The organism is Neobacillus notoginsengisoli (genome assembly GCF_003515685.1).
Classification (GTDB): Bacteria; Bacillota; Bacilli; order Bacillales; family Cytobacillaceae; genus Bacillus_D; species Bacillus_D notoginsengisoli.
Genome location: NZ_QWEG01000011.1, coordinates 119,875 through 141,552 on the forward strand (window position 1 = coordinate 119,875; position 21,678 = coordinate 141,552).

A 21,678-nucleotide genomic window follows, 5' to 3' on the forward strand; every position below is an offset into this window, starting at 1 on the left:
GACAGGCGATCTTTGCCTGTCTCGAGGCGGCTTTTTGCCTGTCACGAGGCACTTCGCTTTCCGCGGGGCGTCAGTGGAGCCTCCTCGGCGCCTTGGCGCCTGTGGGGTCTCCACCTTGCCGCCGCATCCCGCAGGACAAATGGCTACCTTGAATAGGCTTTGCACGAAGGAAATGCGATAGCATTTTCGAGGAGTCTTCGTGCCTTCCGCTCCAATCAACCTACTTCCTTGGCTAATTTGTGTAAAAATTAATTTCAACCTATATAATTAACAAAAAAGGCATTCCCCTATCCTGGAGGAATGCCTTTTTTATCTTATTCGACTGCGAAAATGAAGGAATAAAGCGGTTGTTTCCCATCATGGATTTCAACTTCGACATCCTTGAAGTTTTCTTCAACAAACTGGGTAATTGCCTCGGCCTCTTCATCCGTTACATCCTCGCCCTTTAGAATGGTGAGAATTTCAGAATCTTCATCAAGCATTTTGGCGAGAAGTTCACGGGCCGCAGCCGCCTTTTCCCTGCTCTTCACAACAATTTTACCTTCATTGATTCCCATGAAATCGTCTTTTTCGATTTCAAGCCCGTCAATGCTCGTATCACGTACAGCATAGGTAATCTGTCCCGTTTTTACATGGCTCATAGCCTCGTTCATCGCGGCTTCATTTGAATCCATATCAGTACCCGGGTTAAAGGCAAGCAATGCCGACAAGCCCTGAGGAACCGTCTTCGACTGGATGACGACGGCTTGTGAACCGATTACTTCTGCAGCCTGCTGCGCTGCCATAATAATATTTTTATTGTTTGGCAAAATAAACACCTTATCAGCGTTTACTTCTTCAATTGCTTTGACAATATCTTCAGTGCTCGGATTCATTGTCTGTCCGCCCTCGATCACGGAATGGGCCCCAATGCTTTTGAATAATTCTGCTATTCCCGAACCCATTGATACTGTAACAACCCCATATTCGCGTCGTTCCACTTTTTTGTTCCCTGTTACAAGAGGAGTATGGGTTTCACCAATGATAGTGGAATGTTGCTGGCGCATATTCTCAATCTTAATATTAATCAAACTTCCATACCGCTGGCCATAACTTAGGACTGTGCCAGGCTCTTCGGAGTGGATATGGACTTTGACAACTTCCTCATCAGCAATGACGAGAAGAGAATCACCATATTTACTAAGGTCCTGCCTAAATAGTTCTTCCTTGAAAGTTCTTCCAGCAAGCTTGTCCTTTTCAAATCGGACCATGAATTCGGTGCAGTAACCGAATTCAATATCTTCTGTATTCATGTAGGCTTGAACGCTCCGATGGTGTTCGGCACTCACAAGATCAGTCATAGATGGCATCGCTGCTGGCGAATCAGGAAGTTTTTCTCCCTTCAACTCTGCAAGGAAGCCTTCATAAACAAAGACGAGCCCCTGCCCGCCGCTGTCAACAACGCCTACCTCTTTCAACACCGGCAGCAAGTCAGGTGTCCTTTCTAGGGAGGCCTTTGACTCAGCAAATACCGCTTCCATTATTTCAATAATATCATCCGACTTCGTTGCTGCCTGTACCCCTTTGCGCGCTGAATCCTTAGCAACGGTCAAAATCGTTCCTTCAACTGGTTTCATAACAGCTTTATAGGCAGTTTCCACTCCAGCTTCAAGCGCGGCAGCAAATTCTTTCCCGCCAATCGACTCTTTGTTCTCAATCGCTTTTGCAAAGCCCCTGAATAACTGAGACAAAATGACGCCGGAATTTCCGCGCGCACCCATTAAAAGCCCTTTTGAAAGAGCTGATCCGACTTTGCCAATATGTTTTTGTACATTGTTCTTAACTTCCTTGGCGCCCGATGTCATGGACAGGTTCATATTCGTCCCAGTATCGCCATCCGGTACAGGAAAAACATTTAAAGAGTCAACCAGTTTCGCATTAGCTGAAAGGTGGTTGGCCCCCTGGATAACCATCTCCGCAAACTGTGCACCATTTAGTTCTTTCATAGACACAAAAACTTCCTCCTCACTACGGGTTCGCTACACGAACTCCCTGAACGTAAATATTTACCGAGTCAACCGTTAAGCCAACTGTTTTTTCGAGGGTATATTTCACTTTCGATTGCACGTTGTGGGCAACCTCGGAAATTTTCGTTCCGTAGCTTACGATAATGTACATATCGATATGGACCTGGCCCTCTTCCTGGCGGACAATCACCCCGCGTGTGAAGTTTTCCTTCCGCAAGATCTCAGTGAGGCCGTCCCTGATTTGGTTTTTCGAAGCCATCCCAACGATGCCATAGCAGTCTATTGCCGCGCCGCCTGAAATGGTTGCGATTACTTCATTTGAAATATCGATTTGCCCGAACTTCGTTTTCATTTCGATGGACATGAACGTTCCCCCTTTTAATAAAAATCCAAAAGCAACTATTCTACTCGAGATTTGTCCAGCTACTGAGCCTCGGTACAGTGTTCTTCACCTATATCGAGGCGATTTCGCCATTCCTTCTTGCTCATTAGCTAAAGTCATTTTACTATAGTCCCGTCTTTTTTAAAAGTTATACTGCCCTTTAATAATACAGCAACACTTTGGCTTTGATGTCAAGGTTTTTTTCTTGAAAGCTTTTTGTTCATCTATTGCAATCATAATGGTTGTGTGATAAATTATTAAAGTATCTTTTATAAACGGGGATAGTTTTATTTTCCCCGCACCGGATTTGTACCGGATATTGACACCGATCTCTTAAAAGTACTTGCTTTTGGATGTTAAGGAGGGAAAGAATATGCCACGCAAATGTGTTATTACCGGCAGGAAAACAACAACAGGAAATAAACGTTCTCACGCTATGAACGCAAACAAGCGCACATGGGGTGCAAACCTTCAAAAAGCACGCATTCTTGTTGACGGGAAGCCTAAGCGCGTATGGGTTTCCGCAAGGGCGCTTAAATCAGGCAAAGTTGAACGCGTTTAATACAATCAGAAAAAGGCATCCAAATGGGTGCCTTTTTTGCTTATAAAACGATACCCCGAAGGCTCGATTTACTGGGTTACTATCACGAATTCGGTTCCTTGCATCGAATAAAACCGCGTTTAGTTGGTTTCCTACACGAAAACAAAAGCACCCTGCAGAAGGGTGCCACCTTTTTCATTCACCTTTTCTAAACATCCCGATCATGGCCCTTACCAGTCCGCCTAGGAACCTTGGCAGTTTGATTGTATAGAATTTCATAATGCCCCTCCTCACCTTTTCACACGCCTTAATCTCTACCTCATTCATATTCAGGATATTCTTTCATTATAAATAAGTACATAAAATCCGAAAGCAACTCAGTCATCGCTTCTTATGATTATTAATATGCCTTCGGAAAATGAAAAAGTACCATAATCGCCAACAAGTTCATTGCTAATGCATAATGTTGAACCCTTTGGAATATGGCGGTTTTCTAGAGGGTATTTAAACCCTTTCAATGTCAGGCCAGACACATCACTCGTTCCAGGCAGGAAGGATATATATTTATTTTCATCTTTTTTCACCTGATAAGTACCAGCGGATTTTATGTATACGGTGTTACGGATATCAATCATCTTTAGCTCAGGAGCATATTGTTTCTCATTATATCTTTGCATGAGCTGAAGGTTTGCAAGGAAATGATCAATTCTTCCCCCTGTCGCTCCAAAAAGCCGAATCATACGAGGATTTTGTTGAACAGCCCATTCGAGGGCAAGTTCCATATCCGTTTCATCCTTTTCGGGTTTCACTTTTCGGAGATTATGAATACTCGTTTTAATGAAGGCTAATTCCTCTTCGGTTACCGAATCAAAGTCCCCGAAAGCAGCATACGGATTAATACCTCGCTCCAACAGCACGGCCGTCCCCCGGTCCACTCCGATCCATTTATCTTCAGGACTTCTATAGGATTCAAGTGACGGGATAAGGGCAGGCGGTCCTCCGCCCATAATATTTATATTCAAACTACTTGCCTCCTATCGTTAAATATTCTTGACAATAAGAAAAAGCCAGCACAAAGCTGGCAAAATACGTTAGGTTCAGCTGCCGCGGATTTCGGCAATTGCCTTGGCCCTGTCAGACTGATTATAGATTGCAGAACCAGCGACTAAGACCGTTGCTCCAGCCTCAATACAAAGCCTGGCCGTTTCAGCGTTTACGCCGCCATCCACTTCAATTTCAACCTCTGTAGAGAACCTGTCCGCCATTGACTTCACTTCCCGTATTTTCGGTAGTACTCCCGGAATGAATTTTTGCCCGCCAAAACCCGGGTTAACGGACATTAGCAAAACCATATCCACATCTTCAATGACATGTTCTATTGAACTGACCGGAGTTGCAGGGTTCAGGACAACGCCTGCTTTCACCCCGAAACTTTTAATCAGTTGAATGGTCCTGTGTAAATGGCGGCATGCCTCAACATGGACAGTAATGTAATCTGCACCCGCTTTTGAAAAATCCTCAATATAAAGATCGGGATTCTCAATCATTAAATGGACATCAAGTGGGAGGCTTGTTGCTCTTCTTGCTGCTTCAACGATGAGCGGTCCAATCGTGATATTCGGGACAAAATGGCCATCCATGACATCGACATGGATATAATCCGCTCCGCCTCGTTCAACATCTTTAATTTCCTCTCCCAGCTTAGAGAAATCTGCTGAAAGGATGGAAGGTGCAATTTTCACCATTCATTAGTACCTCGGCTTTCTATCTTTTATTTCCTGCAAAAAGTTTAAATAATTTTCATACCGGTAACGAGGAATGACCTCCTCCTCAACGGCTGCTTTTACAGCGCATTTCGGTTCCTTCACATGAAGGCAGCCACGAAACTTGCAGCGTTCGCTTGCTTTCATGATTTCCGGAAAGCATGAACCGAGCTCTTCCGCTTCAATCTCCTGGAACTCGAGCGAACTGAATCCGGGGGTATCAGCTACAAGCCCGTCCCCAATTTCAATTAGTTCAACATGGCGGGTCGTGTGGCGTCCCCTTCCTAAATGGGCAGATATATCATTTGTTTTTAAATCCAAATCTGGTCTGAGCACATTTAAAAGGGAGGACTTGCCTACCCCGGACTGCCCCGCGAAAACGGAAATTTTTTGTTCAAGATGCGGATAGAGCTGTTCAACACCAGCTTCGGTTTCGGACGAGACGAAAAGAACTTCATAGCCAGCCGCCCTATATCCCGTTGCATAGTCCTCAAGCATTTCCAACTCCGCCTCGCTTGCGAGATCCGTTTTCGTGATACAAATAATAGGCTCAATGTGATTGTACTCAACGAGAACGAGGAAACGGTCCAATAATGCCGGGCTGAAGGTAGGTTCGACAGCCGAAAAGACTAAAAAAGCTCTGTCAACATTCGCGATTGGCGGCCTGACTAGCTCATTCTTCCGCTCTTTGACCTCCAGAATGTATCCTTCCTTATCATTTTCCGCTTGAAATACAACATTATCCCCAACTAGTGGAGTAATGTTGTTTATCCGGAAAACTCCTCTTCCCCTGCACTGAGTCACTCCATCTTCATTCACCACATAGTAAAATCCACTCAATGCCTTGATAATTTTTCCTTCAGGCATATACACACTCCTTGATTATTCATTCGCACTGGCCGATAAATACTCCGGTTAAAGTTATTGCGCTTCATCATAAGTGATTGTTTCATCTTCAATCACTCTATTGTCCAGCATAATCTTGTAGCCTGCTTTTTTGCCATAAGGCACTTTCAACTCAATGACAAATGTCCTGTTCGCTGTAATCACGCCTGTATCCGCAGCTTCTGTCATGCTGTGCTCAACATCATCAATAAGAATGGCGTATTCCTGCGGCTGACCGGGCACGTCTGGATTGTATTCGACCATTACTTCTTTTCTGTATGTTCTCGGCAAAATTTCTTCTTTCCCTTTAGAAAGGACAACCGTGACGGTTTCCCCCTTTACAAGCTGAGTGCCTGGAGGAGGCGTGTGTGAAATGACAAGCCCTTTATCCACGTTATCATCGTAGACTGGTTCGGCTTTTTTTATATTCAGTCCAGTGAGGTCCGCATAATCATCAAGTGTCTTTTCATTGTACCCTCTTAAATCGCGCAGGGTAATTTTTTCAGGACCTTTACTGACAGTGAATTCTAATTCAGTCTCTTCAGGGACAACCGATCTTCCCGGAGGTAAGTTCTGTTTAAGAATCGTTCCCGGATCACTGTCGTCATAAATTTCATTTGCCCTGATATCCTTGAAATTCTCCTTATCCAAGAGGGCCGCAACCGTATCATATTGCCTGTCCTTATAATCAGATAGCTCGAATTTTTCCTTGCCAGAGCTGACATACAAATCTATCTCCGTACCTTCCTTAACCGTTCTACCGGCTGGCGGGTCCGTTTTCACTATTAAACCTTCCTGTATATCTTCATGGGTTATTTCCTTTGTATCTCCAATGGTAAAGCCAGCTTGCTTTAACTCGGAAATGGCATTGTCCAGCGTTCCGCCACTCACATCAGGAATTTCTCTATCCTTTGCGCCGAATATTCCGGGAAACACCGTAATTGCGCCTATACCCAGGAGTACTAATAAAATAAAGGTCGAAACAAGAATAATCGGCCATTTTTTTCGCTTTTTCTTTTCGTTTCCTTGTTTTGGCTTTGCCGCGGTTTCCTCATGCTTTGCCTGTCCATGGACGATTGTCTCGTCAAGATTTTTCACGGATTGCTCCGCCGTTATGACGGGAATAGCTTTCGTTGCGTCGATATCTTCAGGGACAAAGAATTTAGGTTCATTTAATCTCTCTGGATAAAGAGATGTCTGTAAATCTTCTTCCATTTCCTCAACACTGTCATATCGAAGAAAAGGGTCCTTTGCCGTTGCCTTCAAGACGATGTTTTCGACACTTTGGGGAATTTGCGGGTTCCATCTCCTGATGGATGGCGTTTCGGTTTGCAAGTGCTTTAGCGCAATTGAAACCGCGGATTCCCCGAAAAAAGGAAGCCGGCCTGTCAAAAGTTCAAACATGACGATCCCCAGGGAATAAATATCAGACTTTTTATTCGCCATTCCGCCCCTCGCCTGTTCAGGTGACAGATAGTGGACAGAACCGAGAACTGAATTGGTCTGAGTGATGCTTGTCGCGCTTAGCGCCATGGCAATTCCGAAATCGGTAATTTTTACATTGCCTTTATTGTCAACAAGAATATTGTGCGGCTTAATATCCCGGTGGACGATATGATTTTGGTGCGCATGGGCGATCGCTGACGTCAGCTGCCTCATAATATCAATTGCAGCATCGACCCTTAGCGGGGAAAATTGCTGTATGTACTGCTTAAGGGTCTGGCCATCCACAAATTCCATGACAATATAGTAAATGCCCTCTTCCTCGCCAACATCATAAATGCTGACAATATTCGGGTGGGCCAGGCTCGTTGCCGACTGGGCCTCGCGATGGAAGCGGCGGATGAATTCTTCGTCATTTGCAAAGTCAAGACGGAGCACCTTAACGGCAACATTCCGGTCAAGAATGACATCATGAGCAAGGTAAACATTGGCCATGCCACCGCCGCCGATAGCATCCAAAATTTTATAGCGGCCGCTGATCCTTTTTCCAATCATCATTTAGTCATCACCCTCGCTGACTCGGGTAAATTCGACAATCGCCAGGGTTATATTGTCTTCCCCGCCATATTCATTGGCAAGCGAAACAAGACGGGCTGCTTTATCCTCCAGACTGTCGCCGCTCTTTAGCACTTCAGCCATTTCCTTCTCGTTTACCTTGTTTGAAAGGCCGTCAGAGCAAAGCAATAGGGCATCCCCTTCTTCGAACATAATCGTGCTTACGTCCATTTCAACTTTTTCTTCCGTACCAAGGGCTCTGAGCAGGACATTCTTCCGGGGATGATTTTCCGCGTCTTCCCTTGAAATCTGACCAGAGCGCAGCAGCTCGTTAACAAGTGAATGATCCTCGGTAATTTTCCTGAACCCGGACTCATTAAGAATATAGCAGCGGCTATCGCCGATATTTGCAATCGTTGCAAAATCTTCAAGCATAATCGCTGCTACAATCGTTGTCCCCATTCCATCGCATTCTTCATTTGCCCGGGCATGTTTAAAAAGTGAGTCATTCACAAGTGTGATATGTTCTTTAAACCAAGTCTCGGCCTGGTCAGGCCGATTAATGCCCGAGGATGTTTCCCAGAACTTCTTCATTTCCGTCAAAGCCATTCCACTAGCAACATCGCCAGCCCTGTGGCCGCCCATCCCGTCCGCAACTATAGCGAGCCGGTTTCCGTCGCCATTCAAAAAAATGCCTCCACAGTCTTCGTTATGGCTTCTGATTTTCCCCTGATCAGTCATATAGACCGCTTTCATCTACTTCTCCAACTCCTCCTGACGCGCCTTCGCACGCAGCTGTCCGCAGGCAGCGTCAATATCATGGCCCTGTTCCCTTCTTGTTGTCACATTGATTCCCCTGTTTTTCAAAGCCTTTTCAAAAGCAATAATTTGGTCTTTTGGTGTGCGGACATAATCCCGTTCCGGAACATAGTTGACAGGAATCAAATTGACATGGCATTTTAGCCCTTTTACGAGAGAAGCCAATTGTTCAGCATGCTCCAGCTGGTCGTTTACATTCCCAAACAACCCGTATTCAAAGCTTATTCTTCTCCCTGTCTTATCGATATAATACCTTACAGCTTTCATTAAGTCATCAAGTTTATAGGCACGGTTAATCGGCATCAGCCTGCTCCGGAGTTCTGTGTTAGGGGCATGGAGGGAGATGGCAAAATTGATTTGCATGTTTTCATCTGCAAACTGATAGATTTTCGGAATGATTCCGCTTGTTGACACTGTTATATGGCGAGCACCTATATTCAGTCCTTTGTCATGATTAATGATTTTCAGGAAAGATAGCATGTTATCATAATTGTCAAAAGGTTCGCCAATTCCCATAATGACCACTGAACTTACCCGCTCATCCGATTCATCTAATGCCTGTTGGACCTTGACAACCTGGGCGACGATTTCCCCCGCTTCAAGATGACGCTTTAATCCTCCCAGCGTGGAGGCGCAAAAGGTGCAGCCGATCCTGCAGCCAACCTGTGTTGTGACACAAACAGAATTTCCGTACTCATGGCGCATGAGCACTGTCTCAATGGAATACCCGTCATGCAATTCAAATAAAAACTTGATGGTGCCATCCGCGGAGGTTTGTTGGATGACCGTATTTAAGGTTGTAAGGTTGAAGTGATGATCGAGCTTCTCCCTTAGACCTTTTGAAAGGTTGCTCATTTCCTCGAAGGACCCAGCTCTTTTCTGATATAACCAGTCAAAAATTTGCTCAGCCCGAAATGGTTTTTCCCCATTATCTGTAAGCCATTCCTTCAGTTCATGAAGCTGAAGGGAATAAATCGACGGTTTCTGTGTTTCTTCTTCTGTGCTTTTCTTTGTTGTATTTACGTTTTCCAACCGTTACACCTTCTTTCGCAGACTTGCAATATAAAAACCGTCAGAGCCAAAATCCTGAGGCATTACTTGCAGGCTGCTATTTGTTATGAGTGGCCTTACAGCCGCAGGCATTCTATCAATGAGACTTTCATCGAATTCGAACTCGGGATGCCTTTGAAGGAATGCCGCCACACTGTCCTGGTTTTCTCCTTTATCTACTGTACACGTACTGTAGACAAGAATTCCACCTTTTTTTAACAATGGAGCAACCGAATCCAAGAGTTCCTGCTGAATCTGAACGAGTCTTTCAAGGTCTTTTTCCCTTTTCGTATACTTCATATCAGGTTTCCTTCTCATGACGCCCAAGCCTGAACAAGGCGCGTCAAGGAGAATCCTGTCAACCGTTTCAGGCTGAAAACTGCCTGATGCATTTCTGCTGTCCATCGCACTGGCTTCTATATTCCGAAGCCCCAGCCTTGAAGCATTATCCCTGATTAGCTTCACTTTGTGTTCATGCAGATCGAGCGAAATAACTTTTCCCGTCCCGGAAAGCTTTTCAGCGATATGGGTGCTCTTCCCCCCTGGCGCGGCACATGCATCGAGGATTGTTTCATCCTCTTTTACCCCAAGTGCGTAGGCAGCAAGCATGGAACTCTCATCTTGAATGGTCAAGAGTCCCTCTTTAAAAGCCGAAGAATGAGCGAGATTTCCTTTTAGCGCCCTGATTGCCTCCGGGATAATCGGGCTTGCCTCTACCTTGAAGCCCTCCGATTCCAAATGCTTTATGCAATCGTCCCTGGTCATCCTTGTTAAGTTGACCCTTGCAGTCTGGAGTGGAGCGGTCAAATTGATTTCACACATTTCTTTCGTCTTTTCATATCCGAATTGATCAAGCCATCTCTTTACAAGCCACGTTGGATGGCTTGTCTCTATAGCGAGGCGTTCTGATGGATCTTTAATCTCTTCAAGTGAAGGAACCCCTTCTCTCTGTATACTTCTCAATACCCCGTTTACCATGGAAGAGATCCCCTTATGCCCCCGCTTTTTCGCAATTTCCACAGCCTCGAAAATAGCTGCCCTGTCTGGTATCCTGTCAAGGTAAAGCATTTGATAAACTGTCAGTTTTAACAAATGAATCACCCACGGGTCTGCTTTCTTCCCCTTTTTCAGAAAGGGAGAAAGAAAATAATCAAGGGTCATGCTCCTTTGTAGTGTTCCATAAACTAGCTCTGTTAATAGGCCGATATCCTTTTGCGGCAGCTTATTCTTTTCAATCGTATGGTTCAACAGCAAGTTGCTGTATGCCTGGTTCTTTTCTATCGTTTCGAGAAGCTCCAAAGCTGTCTCCCTGACATTTTTCGTTTTTGCCGCCACTCATTTCGGGCCACTGGATCGAGAAGGGCCCTTCTCTCCTTTCAATCTATCAAGAAGCGATGAATTTAACTGCCAAATTTATTCCCAGCCTGAAGTTTCACTCCAGCACCGCGCAAAAATTCATCCGCGTCCATTGGCTTTTTCCCAGAAGGCTGAAGCTTAAGGATTTTGATTGCAGTTTGATCACCAGTCGCTACAATGATTCCATTCTCATCGATGGATAGGATTTCACCCGGTCCGCCTTGTTTGGAATCGTGTGCTTTTTCACTTTCCCATAGTTTCACAACTTGTCCGTCCAACGTTGTATAGGCTACCGGCCACGGATTCATTCCGCGGATATGATTGTAAATCTCTTTTCCGCCCTTTGACCAGTCGATTCGCTCTTGTTCTCTTTTTATGTTATAGGCAAAGGTTGCCTCTTCATCATTTTGTTTCAACGGAGTCAATTCCCCTTTTAAAAGCCGGGGCAGTGTCTCGGATAAAAGCTTCGCTCCCGCCACGCTCAGCTTATCATGCAGCGTTCCGACATTATCCGTTTCCGTAATGGGAACCTCAACCTGTGAAAGAATATCCCCTGCATCAAGTTTTTCTTCCATATACATAATGGTAATCCCGGTTTTATCCTTCCCTTGGATAATCGAATAATGAATTGGCGCGCCGCCGCGCAGTTCAGGGAGAAGTGAGGCATGGACATTGATACAGCCATATTCCGGGGCCTCAAGCAATTCTTTTGGCAAAATCTGCCCGAAAGCCGCTGTCACAATTAAATCCGGCTTTAAATCAATAACCTTATCAAGTTCTTCTCTGTTCCTTATTTTTTCGGGCTGATAGACAGGAATTCCATGTTTTAAAGCCTCGGTTTTGACAGGTGGAGGTGTCAATACCCTTTTCCTCCCTACCGGTCTGTCAGGCTGAGTTACTACGGCGATGACATTGTAGCCATCCTCCAAAATCTTTCTTAGTACCGGCACCGAAAAATCGGGCGTCCCCATAAAAATTACTTTCGTCACTCGTCTGCCACTCCCTCAAGTTCGTCTTCTTCCAAATACCGCGTTACCTTAGAAGTAAAAAGGATTCCGTTTAAATGGTCGATTTCATGCTGAATTGCCCGCGCAAGAAACCCCTCCGCCTCAAGTGAATACTTTTTTCCCTTCCTGTCATAGGCTTCAATTTTCACATAATTAGGTCTCGTTACTTCGCCATAAAGACCCGGAAAGCTCAAGCAGCCTTCCGCCCCGGTCTGTTCCCCCGAAACGGACAGAACGCGGGGATTCACCATCTCAATTGTCCCGGATTCATCATCGACATCCACAATCGCCACTTGGACTTGTTGCCCGATTTGCGGGGCAGCGAGGCCTACTCCATCAAACTCAATCATCGTATCGTACATATCATCAAGAAGCTTCGCGAGCTTTTTATCAAAACGCGACACTTCATTACATTTTTTCTCAAGTATTTCTGCAGGATGCAGAACTATTTTTCGTATTGCCAAATGATTGTTCCTCCAATTTCCTTTTATATCCCACTCTTAACGGGCAGTAAGACCCCAAATTCAAGAATTAGGGTACAAAAAAGATAAGGGGGGTCAACTGCCCGTAAAGGTCCGATTGGTTCAACTAACCATCAGCGGGGAAAAAGCGCCCCACTGATGGAAGTTTCACTTTATTACTTTTGCCAAAAAAAGTTTCTTCTAATCTATTTTCTCGCTTACTACATGAGCAGGTAGGGGTTGAGGTCGACTGAGACTTGGAGGCCTCCGGAACCATCTTCTTTTTGGTAGCGATCAAGCACTTGCTTCAAATTTTCCCCTAGGGCCGGTTCCCGCTTATATTTCACGAGGCATTGGTAGCGGTAGCGGTCGTTAATTCGGGGAATTGGAGAAGCGACCGGCCCAAGTACGACCGCTTCCTCTGATACCCTTGCCCTCAAAAATGCAGTAATCTGCTCTGTGACTGATACTGCCTTCATCAGCTCGCCGTGGCTGACGGTCACCATGGCCAGGTAAAAGAAAGGCGGGTATTTATGGACTTTTCTATTCATCATTTCCCTCTGATAAAAAAGGTCATAGTTTTGGCTGCCAGCGAGCTCAATGCTGTAATGTTCAGGCGTGTACGTTTGAATGACGACTTCTCCCAGAAGTTCGTGGCGCCCTGCCCTCCCGCTTACCTGTGTCAGAAGTTGGAACGTTTTTTCCGAAGACCGGAAATCAGGAAGGTGAAGCATCGTGTCGGCGGACAAGACACCTACTAGTGTGATATTCGGAAAATCGAGACCCTTGGCAATCATTTGCGTTCCGAGCAGGATGTCTGCCCTTCCCTCGGAAAATTCTTTTAAAAGCCTTTCATGGGATCCTTTTCTCCCGGTCGTATCCATGTCCATCCTTACCACTCTAGCATGAGGGAGGAGCTTGCCTAGTTCTTCTTCAACCTTTTGGGTGCCGGTGCCGAAGTAGCGGATATGCTCACTCAAGCATTCCGGGCACTGCAGCGGCACTCGGCTTTCATAGCCGCAGTAATGGCATTTCATCTGCTCATTTCTTCTGTGGTACGTTAACGATATATCGCAATGCGGGCAGCCCATGACATAACCGCAATCCCGGCACATGACGAATGAAGAGTGGCCGCGTTTATTAAGGAAAAGAACAATCTGCTCCTTTTTTTCAAGCCTGTCCTCCATTTTCTCAAAAAGTTTACGAGAAAACATCGACCGGTTACCTGAGCGCAACTCTTCCCTCATATCGACAATCTCGACTTCCGGCATTGGCTGGTTATTCATTCGATCCGGAAGCTTCAGTAGAGAATAAACCCCTTTTTGCGCCCTTGCAAACGATTCAAGGGAAGGAGTTGCACTGCCCAAAATAACCGGGCATTTGTGCTTTCGTCCCCTTTCAATTGCCACATCCCTTGCATGGTAACGCGGCATTTCTTCCTGCTTATAGCTCGTTTCATGCTCTTCATCAATAATGATGATTCCGAGATTTTCAAATGGGGCAAAAATGGCGGATCGCGCCCCGACAGCGACTTTTACTTCGCGACGCTGGATTTTTCTCCATTCATCGTATTTCTCACCTGCCGAAAGTCCGCTGTGCAGGACAGCAACCTTGGCGCCAAACCGCCCTTTAAAACGCTCGACCATTTGCGGGGTTAAGGAAATTTCAGGAACGAGGACAATTGCTTCCTTCCCTTCTTCGATAACTTCCTGAATCGATTGCAAATATATTTCTGTTTTCCCACTGCCTGTCACTCCATAGAGCAAAAACACCTCGTGGCGGTTCTCCTCTATAGATGATAGGATTGGTGCAATAGCCGTATGCTGGTCAAAAGTCAGCTTAAGCGGTTCAGTTTTCGGAAATTCCCGATCTTCGTATGGGTCCCTGTAAACTTCAAGCTCTTTCTCGCCAAGCAGCCCTTTGTCTACAAGACCTTTAATTGCAGAAGGGGAAAAGCCTGAGTCCCCCACAAGCTTTCGCGCCTCAGCGGGGTCTGGGTGTTCAATGAAGTATTCCAAAAGGTCCTTTTGCCTGGCGGCTCTTGGGGATATTTCCTCCAAAGCTAATCTTAATTCATCTTGTGAAAGGAGCGGGAAGACAAATTTTATTTGCTTTTTGCCCAGCCTTTCACGCACTTCATAAAGGACCTCTACATTTCCCGCAGCAGCTTCCTTCTGAAGGACGGGAACAAGCCCTCCTTTTACAGCATCCTCCCAGCCGATGGACTGGCCGCCTTCAAAATAATGGTGAATTCCTTCAGGCAGTTCCTCGATGCTCACTCCTTGGGCGAGCTTTACCTTTTTATTGTATTTTGCTTTCAGAGCCGCAGGAAGCATGGCCTGAAAAGCAGATATTTTAAAACTGAGTGTATGGTCAGTAAGCCAATTTCCTAGTTCCAGCAGCTCTTTGTTCAAGACAGGCACCAGGTCCATTGGTTCATGGATTTCCCTGAGTTTATTAAATTCTGAATGATCCTTTAAAGCGACTACAAACCCTTGCACCCTTCTCGGCCCAAATGGTACGACGACTCTCATCCCCGGAACAATCGTCCCTAGCCACCCTTCAGGAATCCTGTAGTCGAAAGGTTTATCCGTTTGTTTTGCAGGCACATCGACGATGACACTGGCAATATTCATTTACCGGCCTCCTCTGCCAGAATAAAAGCTTCACGCAAGATCCTTTTTGCGACCTCGTGTTTTGACATAATCGGAAGACTTTCACCAGAGCCGTCACGTCTAAACAGTGTCACAATGTTCGTCTCGCTTCCGAAACCGGCTCCCTTGGTTTTTACGTTATTGGCCACAATTAAATCCACATTCTTTTCCAATAGCTTTTTCCTTGCATATTCCTCAAGATTATTTGTTTCCGCTGCGAACCCTATTAGCACCTGATGTGTTTTAAGTGTCCCAAGCTCTTTGAGGATATCTTTCGTTCTTTCGAGCTCGATTGTTTCGTCACCCGGCTTCTTTTTCACTTTATACTCATATGAGGTTTTCGGGCGGTAATCAGAGACAGCTGCTGATTTTATCACAATATCGGCTTTATCAAAATTGGAAAGGATTGCATGGTACATTTCTTCGGCACTTTCGACATCAATGACCATCGCTCCGTTGGGCGGCTGAATGGTTACAGGTCCGGAAACAAGAATGACGTTGGCCCCTTTTTTTACGGCTTCTTCCGCAATTGCATAGCCCATTTTCCCGCTTGAATCATTAGAAATAAAGCGTACTGGGTCGATTCTCTCCCTTGTCGGTCCCGCGGTGACAAGAATGGTTTTTCCCTTTAAGTCCCCTTTTCCACCCTGAAAAAAACGGTCTGCCAATTCTGCGATTTTTTCAGGTTCTTCAAGCCGCCCCTTACCCACATACCCGCAGGCCAGGTACCCTTCAGCCGGCTCAATAAACCGATATCCGAACTCGTAAAGTGTTTCGATATTCCGCTTTATTGCCGGGTGGTTGTACATATGGACATTCATTGCCGGAGCAATCCACACTGGAGCGGTTGAAGCTAACATTGTAGTCGTAACCATATTATCAGCAATTCCGGCAGCAAGTTTGCTAATCGTATTGGCCGTTGCAGGAGCGCAAATAATCAGATCTGGCCAGTCAGCCAAATCGATATGGGCAATCGCGCCGGGTATCTTTTCCTCAAATGTATCGGTATATACGTCATTCCTGGACAATGCTTGGAAAGTTAACGGCGCAACAAATTTGGCAGCCGATTCGCTCATGATGACTTTCACTTGAGCGCCAGCCTGAACGAGCTTGCTTGTAAGAGCTGCTGCTTTATAAACGGCAATTCCACCTGTCACACATAACAGGATTTTTTTATTATTAAGCATTTTTGCATCCACCGCCTTGTTTGGTTCACAATTCCTGTCTCCATTATGAAGGAATAGAGGTAATTTTTCACGTTTTGCCTCTTTAAAAACACAAGCGCCGGCAATGGGCGCTTGTGTTTGTTCTTATTGTTTTCCGCTTTTGGCACATGCTTCTTTTAAAAGCGGTGTTAACCAAGTCTGTTGATTTCTGCTCCAGGCGCTTCGCTTTCCGCGGGCGGTCTGGGAGTCTCCTCGGCGCAAGCGCCTGTGGGGTCTCCCACTGACCTTTTCTCCCGCAGGAGTCTACGCGCCCTCCGCTCCAATCAACACTACAAAAACTCGTCACTTGCACTTAAACACAGACTTTTTTTAAAAAGAAAGAGGCTGACGGGCAGTTGCCCACATCCAGCCTCTCCCGGTTGTTATCAAGCGTGATTTTTACTAGCTAAATAAGCAAAAAAAATGAAAAGCCGACAGATTCAGTCGATGTTTTGGCTATTTACTAATACGGTAGGTTAATTCCTCGGTTTCAATTTCCTCGAGTGCCTTGCCGACAAATTTATGGGATACATATTTCTCAAGGCGCATGTCCTCGTGTTGCTGCATAAAGCGTGCGCGTTTTGCAGCGACAGATACCAGCGAATATTTTGAATCAATTTTATTCAGTAGTGAATCTATTGATGGATATAGCAATTTATTCCGCCTCCAGTAATTTGATATAACGTTGTTCCACTCGTTCCCGGCGGCAGTGTTCCGCAGTCACGATGGCTTTAATGCGCTCACAGGCAAGTTCCACCTGATCGTTTTCAACCACATAATCATAAAGATGCATCATCTCAATTTCTTCCCGCGCTGTAAGCATTCTGTTGCGGATGAGATCTTCTGTTTCGGTGCCTCTTGTCACAATTCTGTGTTGAAGCTCTGTCAGGCTCGGCGGCATCAGGAAAATAAACAGCCCTTCAGGAAACTTTTCCCGAACCTGGCGCGCTCCTTTTACTTCTATTTCCAAGAATACGTCTCTGCCGGCATCAAGAGTTTCCCTTACATAGTCTACAGGAGTCCCATAATAGTTGCCAACATATTCAGCATATTCAAGAAGCTTGCCCTGGGAAATCAGCTCTTCAAACTCTTCCCGTGTTTTAAAGAAATAATCCACACCATGTACTTCCCCTTCACGGGGCTTCCTAGTCGTCATCGAAATTGAATATTCAAAGGAGGTGTCCGGCTGACTGAAAATTTCCTTTCTAACAGTCCCTTTTCCTACTCCTGAAGGCCCTGAAAGCACGATAAGCAATCCTTTTTCTTGCATTTAGTATATCCTACCCTTCTTCCGAAATATCTTCACGGTCCGAAAGCCTTCCTGCCACCGTTTCAGGCTGGACAGCCGATAAAATGACATGATCGCTATCCATTACGATGACAGCCCTCGTCCTTCTTCCATATGTCGCATCAATTAATGAGCCCCTGTCCCGGGCATCCTGAATAATTCTTTTGATCGGCGCGGACTCTGGGCTTACAATCGAAATGATCCGGTTTGCACTTGCGATATTGCCAAATCCAATGTTTATCAATTTAATATGCATGCCAATTCTCCACTCGTCAAAAAGTTAGTTTCGACCCTCGGGCCGCTTTCTAAACAATGCCTACTCAATGTTTTGGATCTGTTCTTTCAGTTTCTCAAGCAGGCTTTTCATATCAACAACCTTTTCTGAAATTCCGGCGTCATTTGCTTTGGAACCAATCGTATTCACTTCCCTATTCATTTCCTGTACAAGAAAGTCAAGCTTTCGGCCAATCGGTTCGGCCTTTTCTATTATGGTTAGAAACTGTCTTATATGACTTTTCAGCCTTGCCAGTTCTTCATTTATGTCTGATTTATCAGCAAAAATAGCTGATTCAGCCAAAAGCCTGGATTCATCAAGTTCCCCGCCAAGAAAATCTGTCATTCTTTTTGCGAGCCTTGCTCTATAGTGCTCAACAACGGAAGGGGCATAGCCGGTCAATTCAAAGCCGATTTCCTTTATTTCAAGCAAATTTCCGATTAAATCCTTTTTGAGCTCGGCCCCCTCTGCCAATCGCATTTCCTTTACCATGGCGCCGGCCTCATCCAATGCTTCGAGGATCAGGGGCTCGAATTTATCAAATCCGTTCTCATATTCCTCAATATGTATAAAGTCTTCACGTGTAAGAATTTGTTTAAACGCATCATCAGAATGGAATCCGTATTTTGGGCCTGCCTCAGAAACAAAACGATAAAAATCATCAATCAAGTTCCAGTCAACCTTTAGTTTTTTCGTGTGGGGACCGTCACCATCAATTGAGATATGCACTTCTGCACGCCCTCTTTTTATATGGCGGCCTAGTGTTTTCTTCATCTTCTCTTCCATTCTAACCAAATAGCGCGGCATCCGGAAGCTAAATTCACAAAACCGGTGATTCACAGTCTTTATTTCAACATTTATGGAAAAGGTTTCGGCCTCTTTTTTGCTGTGTCCAAAACCAGTCATGCTTATAACCATCATCAGCACATCCTTCCGGTTCCATAAAGAAAAGGTAATAGAGACTTCTCTACTACCTTTGTGATTATATCATACCTTATTTTGTTTTTCTTGCCAAAAATGTTCCCGCCAATAAAAAAGTTGGAATTGCGGATAACCCTACGATTAACATCCAGTCCCTCGCCTTGATCGGCAGCGTGTGGAAAACAGGCTGCAGAGGTGGATAGTAGATAACTGCAACCATCAGAGCAGCGGATGAAACGACTGCCCAGACAAGGTATTGGTTCCCAAAGGGATTTCTGGAAAGAACAGATATTTCACTTCTGCAGTCGAAAACATGAATTAACTGAGCGAGGACAAGTGTCGCAAATGCGACTGTCCGGGCATAATGTAGCTCTTGGGGATGCCGGTAATAAATAGCCAAGAAGGCTGCAAGGGTAACGATGCCAATTAAGAATCCCCGGGAAATGACCTTCCAGCCAAGCCCACGGGCGAACACCCCTTCTTTCGGGCTCCTTGGTTTGCGCCTCATGACGTTTTCTTCCGGCTTATCAAGGCCCAGCGCCATAGCCGGCAGGCCATCTGTCACAAGGTTAACCCATAAAATCTGGATAGGGACGAGCGGAAGGGGAAGTCCGAGAATCATTGCAAACAGCATAACAAGAATTTCACCAACATTTGAAGCTAGCAAATAACGAACAAACTTTCTGATATTCTCGTAAATATTCCTGCCTTCCTTTATGGCTGATTTAATTGTCGCAAAATTATCATCCAGAAGGACGAGAGCGGACGCTTCCTTTGCAACATCGGTGCCGGCAATTCCCATCGCTACGCCAATATCAGCCGCCTTTATGGCAGGTGCATCATTCACTCCGTCACCCGTCATCGCCACAACATGCCCCCGGTTTTGATAGGCTTTTACAATCTTCAATTTATGTTCGGGAGAAACTCTGGCAAAGACCGAGACCCCCTCCACCACTTTCTCCAGTTCCTCAACAGAAAGTCCGGACAGTTTATTTCCGTCCATAACCGTACTGTTTTTTTCAAGGATGCCAAGCTGCTTGGCAATCGCCTTAGCTGTTGCAACATGATCCCCGGTTATCATCACCGTTTTTATTCCAGCTTCACGGCATTCTCTGACGGCATCTTTTACTTCAGGGCGAGGCGGATCAATCATGCCTTGAATGCCAATGAAGATCAAATCCTTTTCCGCTTCCCTTTCAGTCAAAATCAGGGAGCCTGAAGAAATTGGTTTATAAGCGACTGCAATCGTCCTGAGAGCCTTTCCAGCCAGGTTATCCACAGCTTTTAAAGCTTCCGCTTTTGCCTCTCCCTTCATCGCCTGGACTTTCCCGTTAACAAGGATCGTGCTGCTTACCCCGATTAAAACATCAGGTGCGCCTTTTGTGACAATAAATTGTTTTCCGTGCTTGTCCCTAATGGCCACACTCATCATTTTCCGGGTGGAATCAAATGGGAATTCGTTGATAATTTCATATTCTTCAAGCAGTTTTTTTCTGTCATAGCCTGCTTTCATTGCACTGACAAGAAGCGCTCCCTCTGTTGGGTCTCCATCCAGCACCAGTTCCCTGTCCTTTGAAACAAGCTCAGAATGGTTGCAGAGCATACCGAACATCAGCATTTGCTGTAGCGCTTTTTCTTTACGTAAATTGATGGGCTCCCGGCTATCGGCATAAAAATTTCCTTTTGGCTGATAGCCTGTTCCATCTACTGTCCACGTTTTCCCCCCGCTCCAAAGATGAGTCACAGTCATTTTATTTTGCGTCATCGTACCGGTTTTATCGGAACAAATGACGGAAGCACAGCCAAGGGTTTCAACGGCTGGAAGCTTTCTGACGATTGCATTATTTTTAATCATTTTCTGGACGCCAAGTGACAGAGCAACTGTTACAATGGCAGGAAGACCTTCAGGAATGGCAGCAACGGCCAGTGACACCCCGGCTAGGACCATCTCATATAGCCCATGACCCTGAAGCAATCCTATGATAACGACCAGTAAGGTTAACATGAGGGCAACTGTAATAAGAATTTTACCAAGCTGGGCAAGTCTCCGCTGCAACGGAGTTTCTGCCGCTTCGGCATTTTGAAGCAAGTCGGCAATTTGTCCCATTGCCGTTTTCATACCGGTTGCTACAACAGTACCTGTCCCGCTTCCCCTTGTCACCATCGTTCCCATAAATGCGAGATTTTCCATATCTCCCAATCCAGGACTTTCTGCGACGAGAACGTCCGCATCCTTTGAAACAGGAACTGACTCTCCGGTAAGGGCTGATTCCTCAATCTCAAGGCTGTTCGATTCGATTATGCGAATATCCGCCCCGATTCGATCTCCGCTTGAAAATTTAACTACATCGCCTGGTACGGCCTCTTTTGAGGGAATCTTCATCCATTTCGCTTCACGGAGCACAATAATCTGGGGGGCAGATAATTCCTTTAAAGCCTGGAGAGACTTTTCGGCCTTTCTTTCCTGAAAAAAGCCAAGGCACCCATTTAAAATGACAATGGCAATAATGGCAATGGCATCAATATACTCACCTAGCAGGCCTGATACGAGTGTTGCTGCAAGCAGGACTAGAACCATGAAATCCTTAAACTGGCTCAGAAATAGAAGCAATGCAGATTGCTTTTCCCCTTCAGCCAACTCATTATAGCCATGGATGCTGATTCTCCTGGCCGACTCTTCCATTGTTAATCCAGACGAAAAATCAGTATTCAGTGCCTTTTCAACTTGTTTTACATTCATTTCGTGGAATTTCATCCGGCCATTTCACTTCCCCCTTTAACTACCTCCAGATTCGCCTTTTAAAGCCGCAATCTTAGGCTCTCACGTAAGCTTATTCAGCCTCGTCCAAAAAAATGCTAAAATAGAGGTAATCGGCTGTTTTAACCGGGATTAAAAAACTACTAAAAAATAGATTGAACAAAATAATTATGCATAGTTGATTGGAGCGGAAGGTGCGAAGACTCCGGCGGGATGTAGCGGCAAGGTGGAGAATCCCGCAGGCGCTAAAGCGCCGAGGAGGCTCCACTGACGCCCCGCGGAAAGCGAAGCGCCTCGTGACAGGCAAAAA

Annotated in this window: 20 protein-coding genes; 1 reads left to right on the plus strand and 19 read right to left on the minus strand. The window is 45.5% G+C overall.

Features of this window, described 5'->3' with window-relative positions; genetic code table 11:
- Positions 1-314 precede the first annotated feature (314 nt).
- Both D1B31_RS17175 and D1B31_RS17180 read right to left on the minus strand, forming a co-directional pair.
- The gene (locus D1B31_RS17175) at positions 315-1,985 is read right to left on the minus strand and encodes a DAK2 domain-containing protein (RefSeq protein ID WP_420846121.1); all 1,671 of its coding nucleotides are present in this window, start codon (positions 1,983-1,985) and stop codon (positions 315-317) included.
- 22 nt (positions 1,986-2,007) lie between these two features.
- Positions 2,008-2,370: an Asp23/Gls24 family envelope stress response protein gene (locus tag D1B31_RS17180; RefSeq protein ID WP_118922673.1), complete on the minus strand. Its 363-nt coding sequence runs from the start codon at positions 2,368-2,370 to the stop codon at positions 2,008-2,010.
- Between the two features lie 391 nt (positions 2,371-2,761).
- Here D1B31_RS17180 and rpmB point away from each other — a divergent pair, with 391 nt between their 5' ends.
- Positions 2,762-2,950, plus strand: a complete 189-nt coding sequence (gene rpmB / locus D1B31_RS17185; RefSeq protein ID WP_118922675.1) for a 50S ribosomal protein L28 — start codon at positions 2,762-2,764, stop codon at positions 2,948-2,950.
- Between the two features lie 174 nt (positions 2,951-3,124).
- Here rpmB and spoVM read toward each other — a convergent pair whose 3' ends face one another.
- The 17 genes from spoVM to D1B31_RS17270 all read right to left on the minus strand — a co-directional run bounded on the left by spoVM (position 3,125) and on the right by D1B31_RS17270 (position 21,365).
- The gene (spoVM, locus tag D1B31_RS17190; RefSeq protein WP_048824436.1) at positions 3,125-3,208 is read right to left on the minus strand and encodes a stage V sporulation protein SpoVM; all 84 of its coding nucleotides are present in this window, start codon (positions 3,206-3,208) and stop codon (positions 3,125-3,127) included.
- A 98-nt stretch (positions 3,209-3,306) separates the two neighbouring features.
- Positions 3,307-3,951 carry a thiamine diphosphokinase gene (locus tag D1B31_RS17195; RefSeq protein ID WP_118922677.1) on the minus strand — a complete coding sequence of 215 codons (645 nt, stop codon included), beginning with the start codon at positions 3,949-3,951 and terminating at the stop codon, positions 3,307-3,309.
- Positions 3,952-4,026: 75 nt separating this feature from the next.
- On the minus strand, positions 4,027-4,674 hold the full coding sequence (rpe, locus tag D1B31_RS17200; protein WP_118922679.1) for a ribulose-phosphate 3-epimerase: 648 nt from the start codon (positions 4,672-4,674) through the stop codon (positions 4,027-4,029).
- Between the two features lie 3 nt (positions 4,675-4,677).
- Complete coding sequence (gene rsgA / locus D1B31_RS17205; RefSeq protein WP_118922681.1) at positions 4,678-5,559, minus strand: ribosome small subunit-dependent GTPase A; 882 nt, start codon at positions 5,557-5,559, stop codon at positions 4,678-4,680.
- A 54-nt stretch (positions 5,560-5,613) separates the two neighbouring features.
- Complete coding sequence (pknB, locus tag D1B31_RS17210) at positions 5,614-7,578, minus strand: Stk1 family PASTA domain-containing Ser/Thr kinase (protein ID WP_118922683.1); 1,965 nt, start codon at positions 7,576-7,578, stop codon at positions 5,614-5,616.
- The gene (locus D1B31_RS17215; protein ID WP_118922685.1) at positions 7,579-8,331 is read right to left on the minus strand and encodes a Stp1/IreP family PP2C-type Ser/Thr phosphatase; all 753 of its coding nucleotides are present in this window, start codon (positions 8,329-8,331) and stop codon (positions 7,579-7,581) included.
- Entirely contained in the window at positions 8,332-9,426 is a 1,095-nt protein-coding gene (gene rlmN, locus D1B31_RS17220) for a dual-specificity RNA methyltransferase RlmN (RefSeq protein ID WP_118922687.1), read from the minus strand.
- A gap of 3 nt (positions 9,427-9,429) precedes the next feature.
- The gene (rsmB, locus tag D1B31_RS17225; protein WP_118922689.1) at positions 9,430-10,779 is read right to left on the minus strand and encodes a 16S rRNA (cytosine(967)-C(5))-methyltransferase RsmB; all 1,350 of its coding nucleotides are present in this window, start codon (positions 10,777-10,779) and stop codon (positions 9,430-9,432) included.
- 65 nt (positions 10,780-10,844) lie between these two features.
- Complete coding sequence (fmt, locus tag D1B31_RS17230; RefSeq protein WP_192894793.1) at positions 10,845-11,789, minus strand: methionyl-tRNA formyltransferase; 945 nt, start codon at positions 11,787-11,789, stop codon at positions 10,845-10,847.
- Positions 11,786-12,271, minus strand: a complete 486-nt coding sequence (def, locus tag D1B31_RS17235) for a peptide deformylase (RefSeq protein ID WP_118922698.1) — start codon at positions 12,269-12,271, stop codon at positions 11,786-11,788. The genes fmt and def overlap by 4 nt, the downstream gene beginning before the upstream one ends.
- A gap of 218 nt (positions 12,272-12,489) precedes the next feature.
- Complete coding sequence (priA, locus tag D1B31_RS17240) at positions 12,490-14,904, minus strand: primosomal protein N' (protein ID WP_118922700.1); 2,415 nt, start codon at positions 14,902-14,904, stop codon at positions 12,490-12,492.
- Complete coding sequence (coaBC, locus tag D1B31_RS17245; protein ID WP_118922702.1) at positions 14,901-16,109, minus strand: bifunctional phosphopantothenoylcysteine decarboxylase/phosphopantothenate--cysteine ligase CoaBC; 1,209 nt, start codon at positions 16,107-16,109, stop codon at positions 14,901-14,903. Before coaBC ends, priA begins: the two co-directional genes overlap by 4 nt.
- A 474-nt stretch (positions 16,110-16,583) precedes the next feature.
- Positions 16,584-16,781: a DNA-directed RNA polymerase subunit omega gene (rpoZ, locus tag D1B31_RS17250; protein WP_118922704.1), complete on the minus strand. Its 198-nt coding sequence runs from the start codon at positions 16,779-16,781 to the stop codon at positions 16,584-16,586.
- Between the two features lies 1 nt (position 16,782).
- On the minus strand, positions 16,783-17,397 hold the full coding sequence (gene gmk, locus D1B31_RS17255; RefSeq protein WP_118922706.1) for a guanylate kinase: 615 nt from the start codon (positions 17,395-17,397) through the stop codon (positions 16,783-16,785).
- Positions 17,398-17,407: 10 nt separating this feature from the next.
- The gene (gene remA, locus D1B31_RS17260) at positions 17,408-17,671 is read right to left on the minus strand and encodes an extracellular matrix/biofilm regulator RemA (RefSeq protein WP_118922708.1); all 264 of its coding nucleotides are present in this window, start codon (positions 17,669-17,671) and stop codon (positions 17,408-17,410) included.
- Positions 17,672-17,731: 60 nt separating this feature from the next.
- Positions 17,732-18,610: a YicC/YloC family endoribonuclease gene (locus tag D1B31_RS17265; protein WP_338036490.1), complete on the minus strand. Its 879-nt coding sequence runs from the start codon at positions 18,608-18,610 to the stop codon at positions 17,732-17,734.
- Between the two features lie 73 nt (positions 18,611-18,683).
- Positions 18,684-21,365 carry a calcium-translocating P-type ATPase, SERCA-type gene (locus tag D1B31_RS17270; protein ID WP_118922712.1) on the minus strand — a complete coding sequence of 894 codons (2,682 nt, stop codon included), beginning with the start codon at positions 21,363-21,365 and terminating at the stop codon, positions 18,684-18,686.
- Positions 21,366-21,678: the final 313 nt, after the last annotated feature.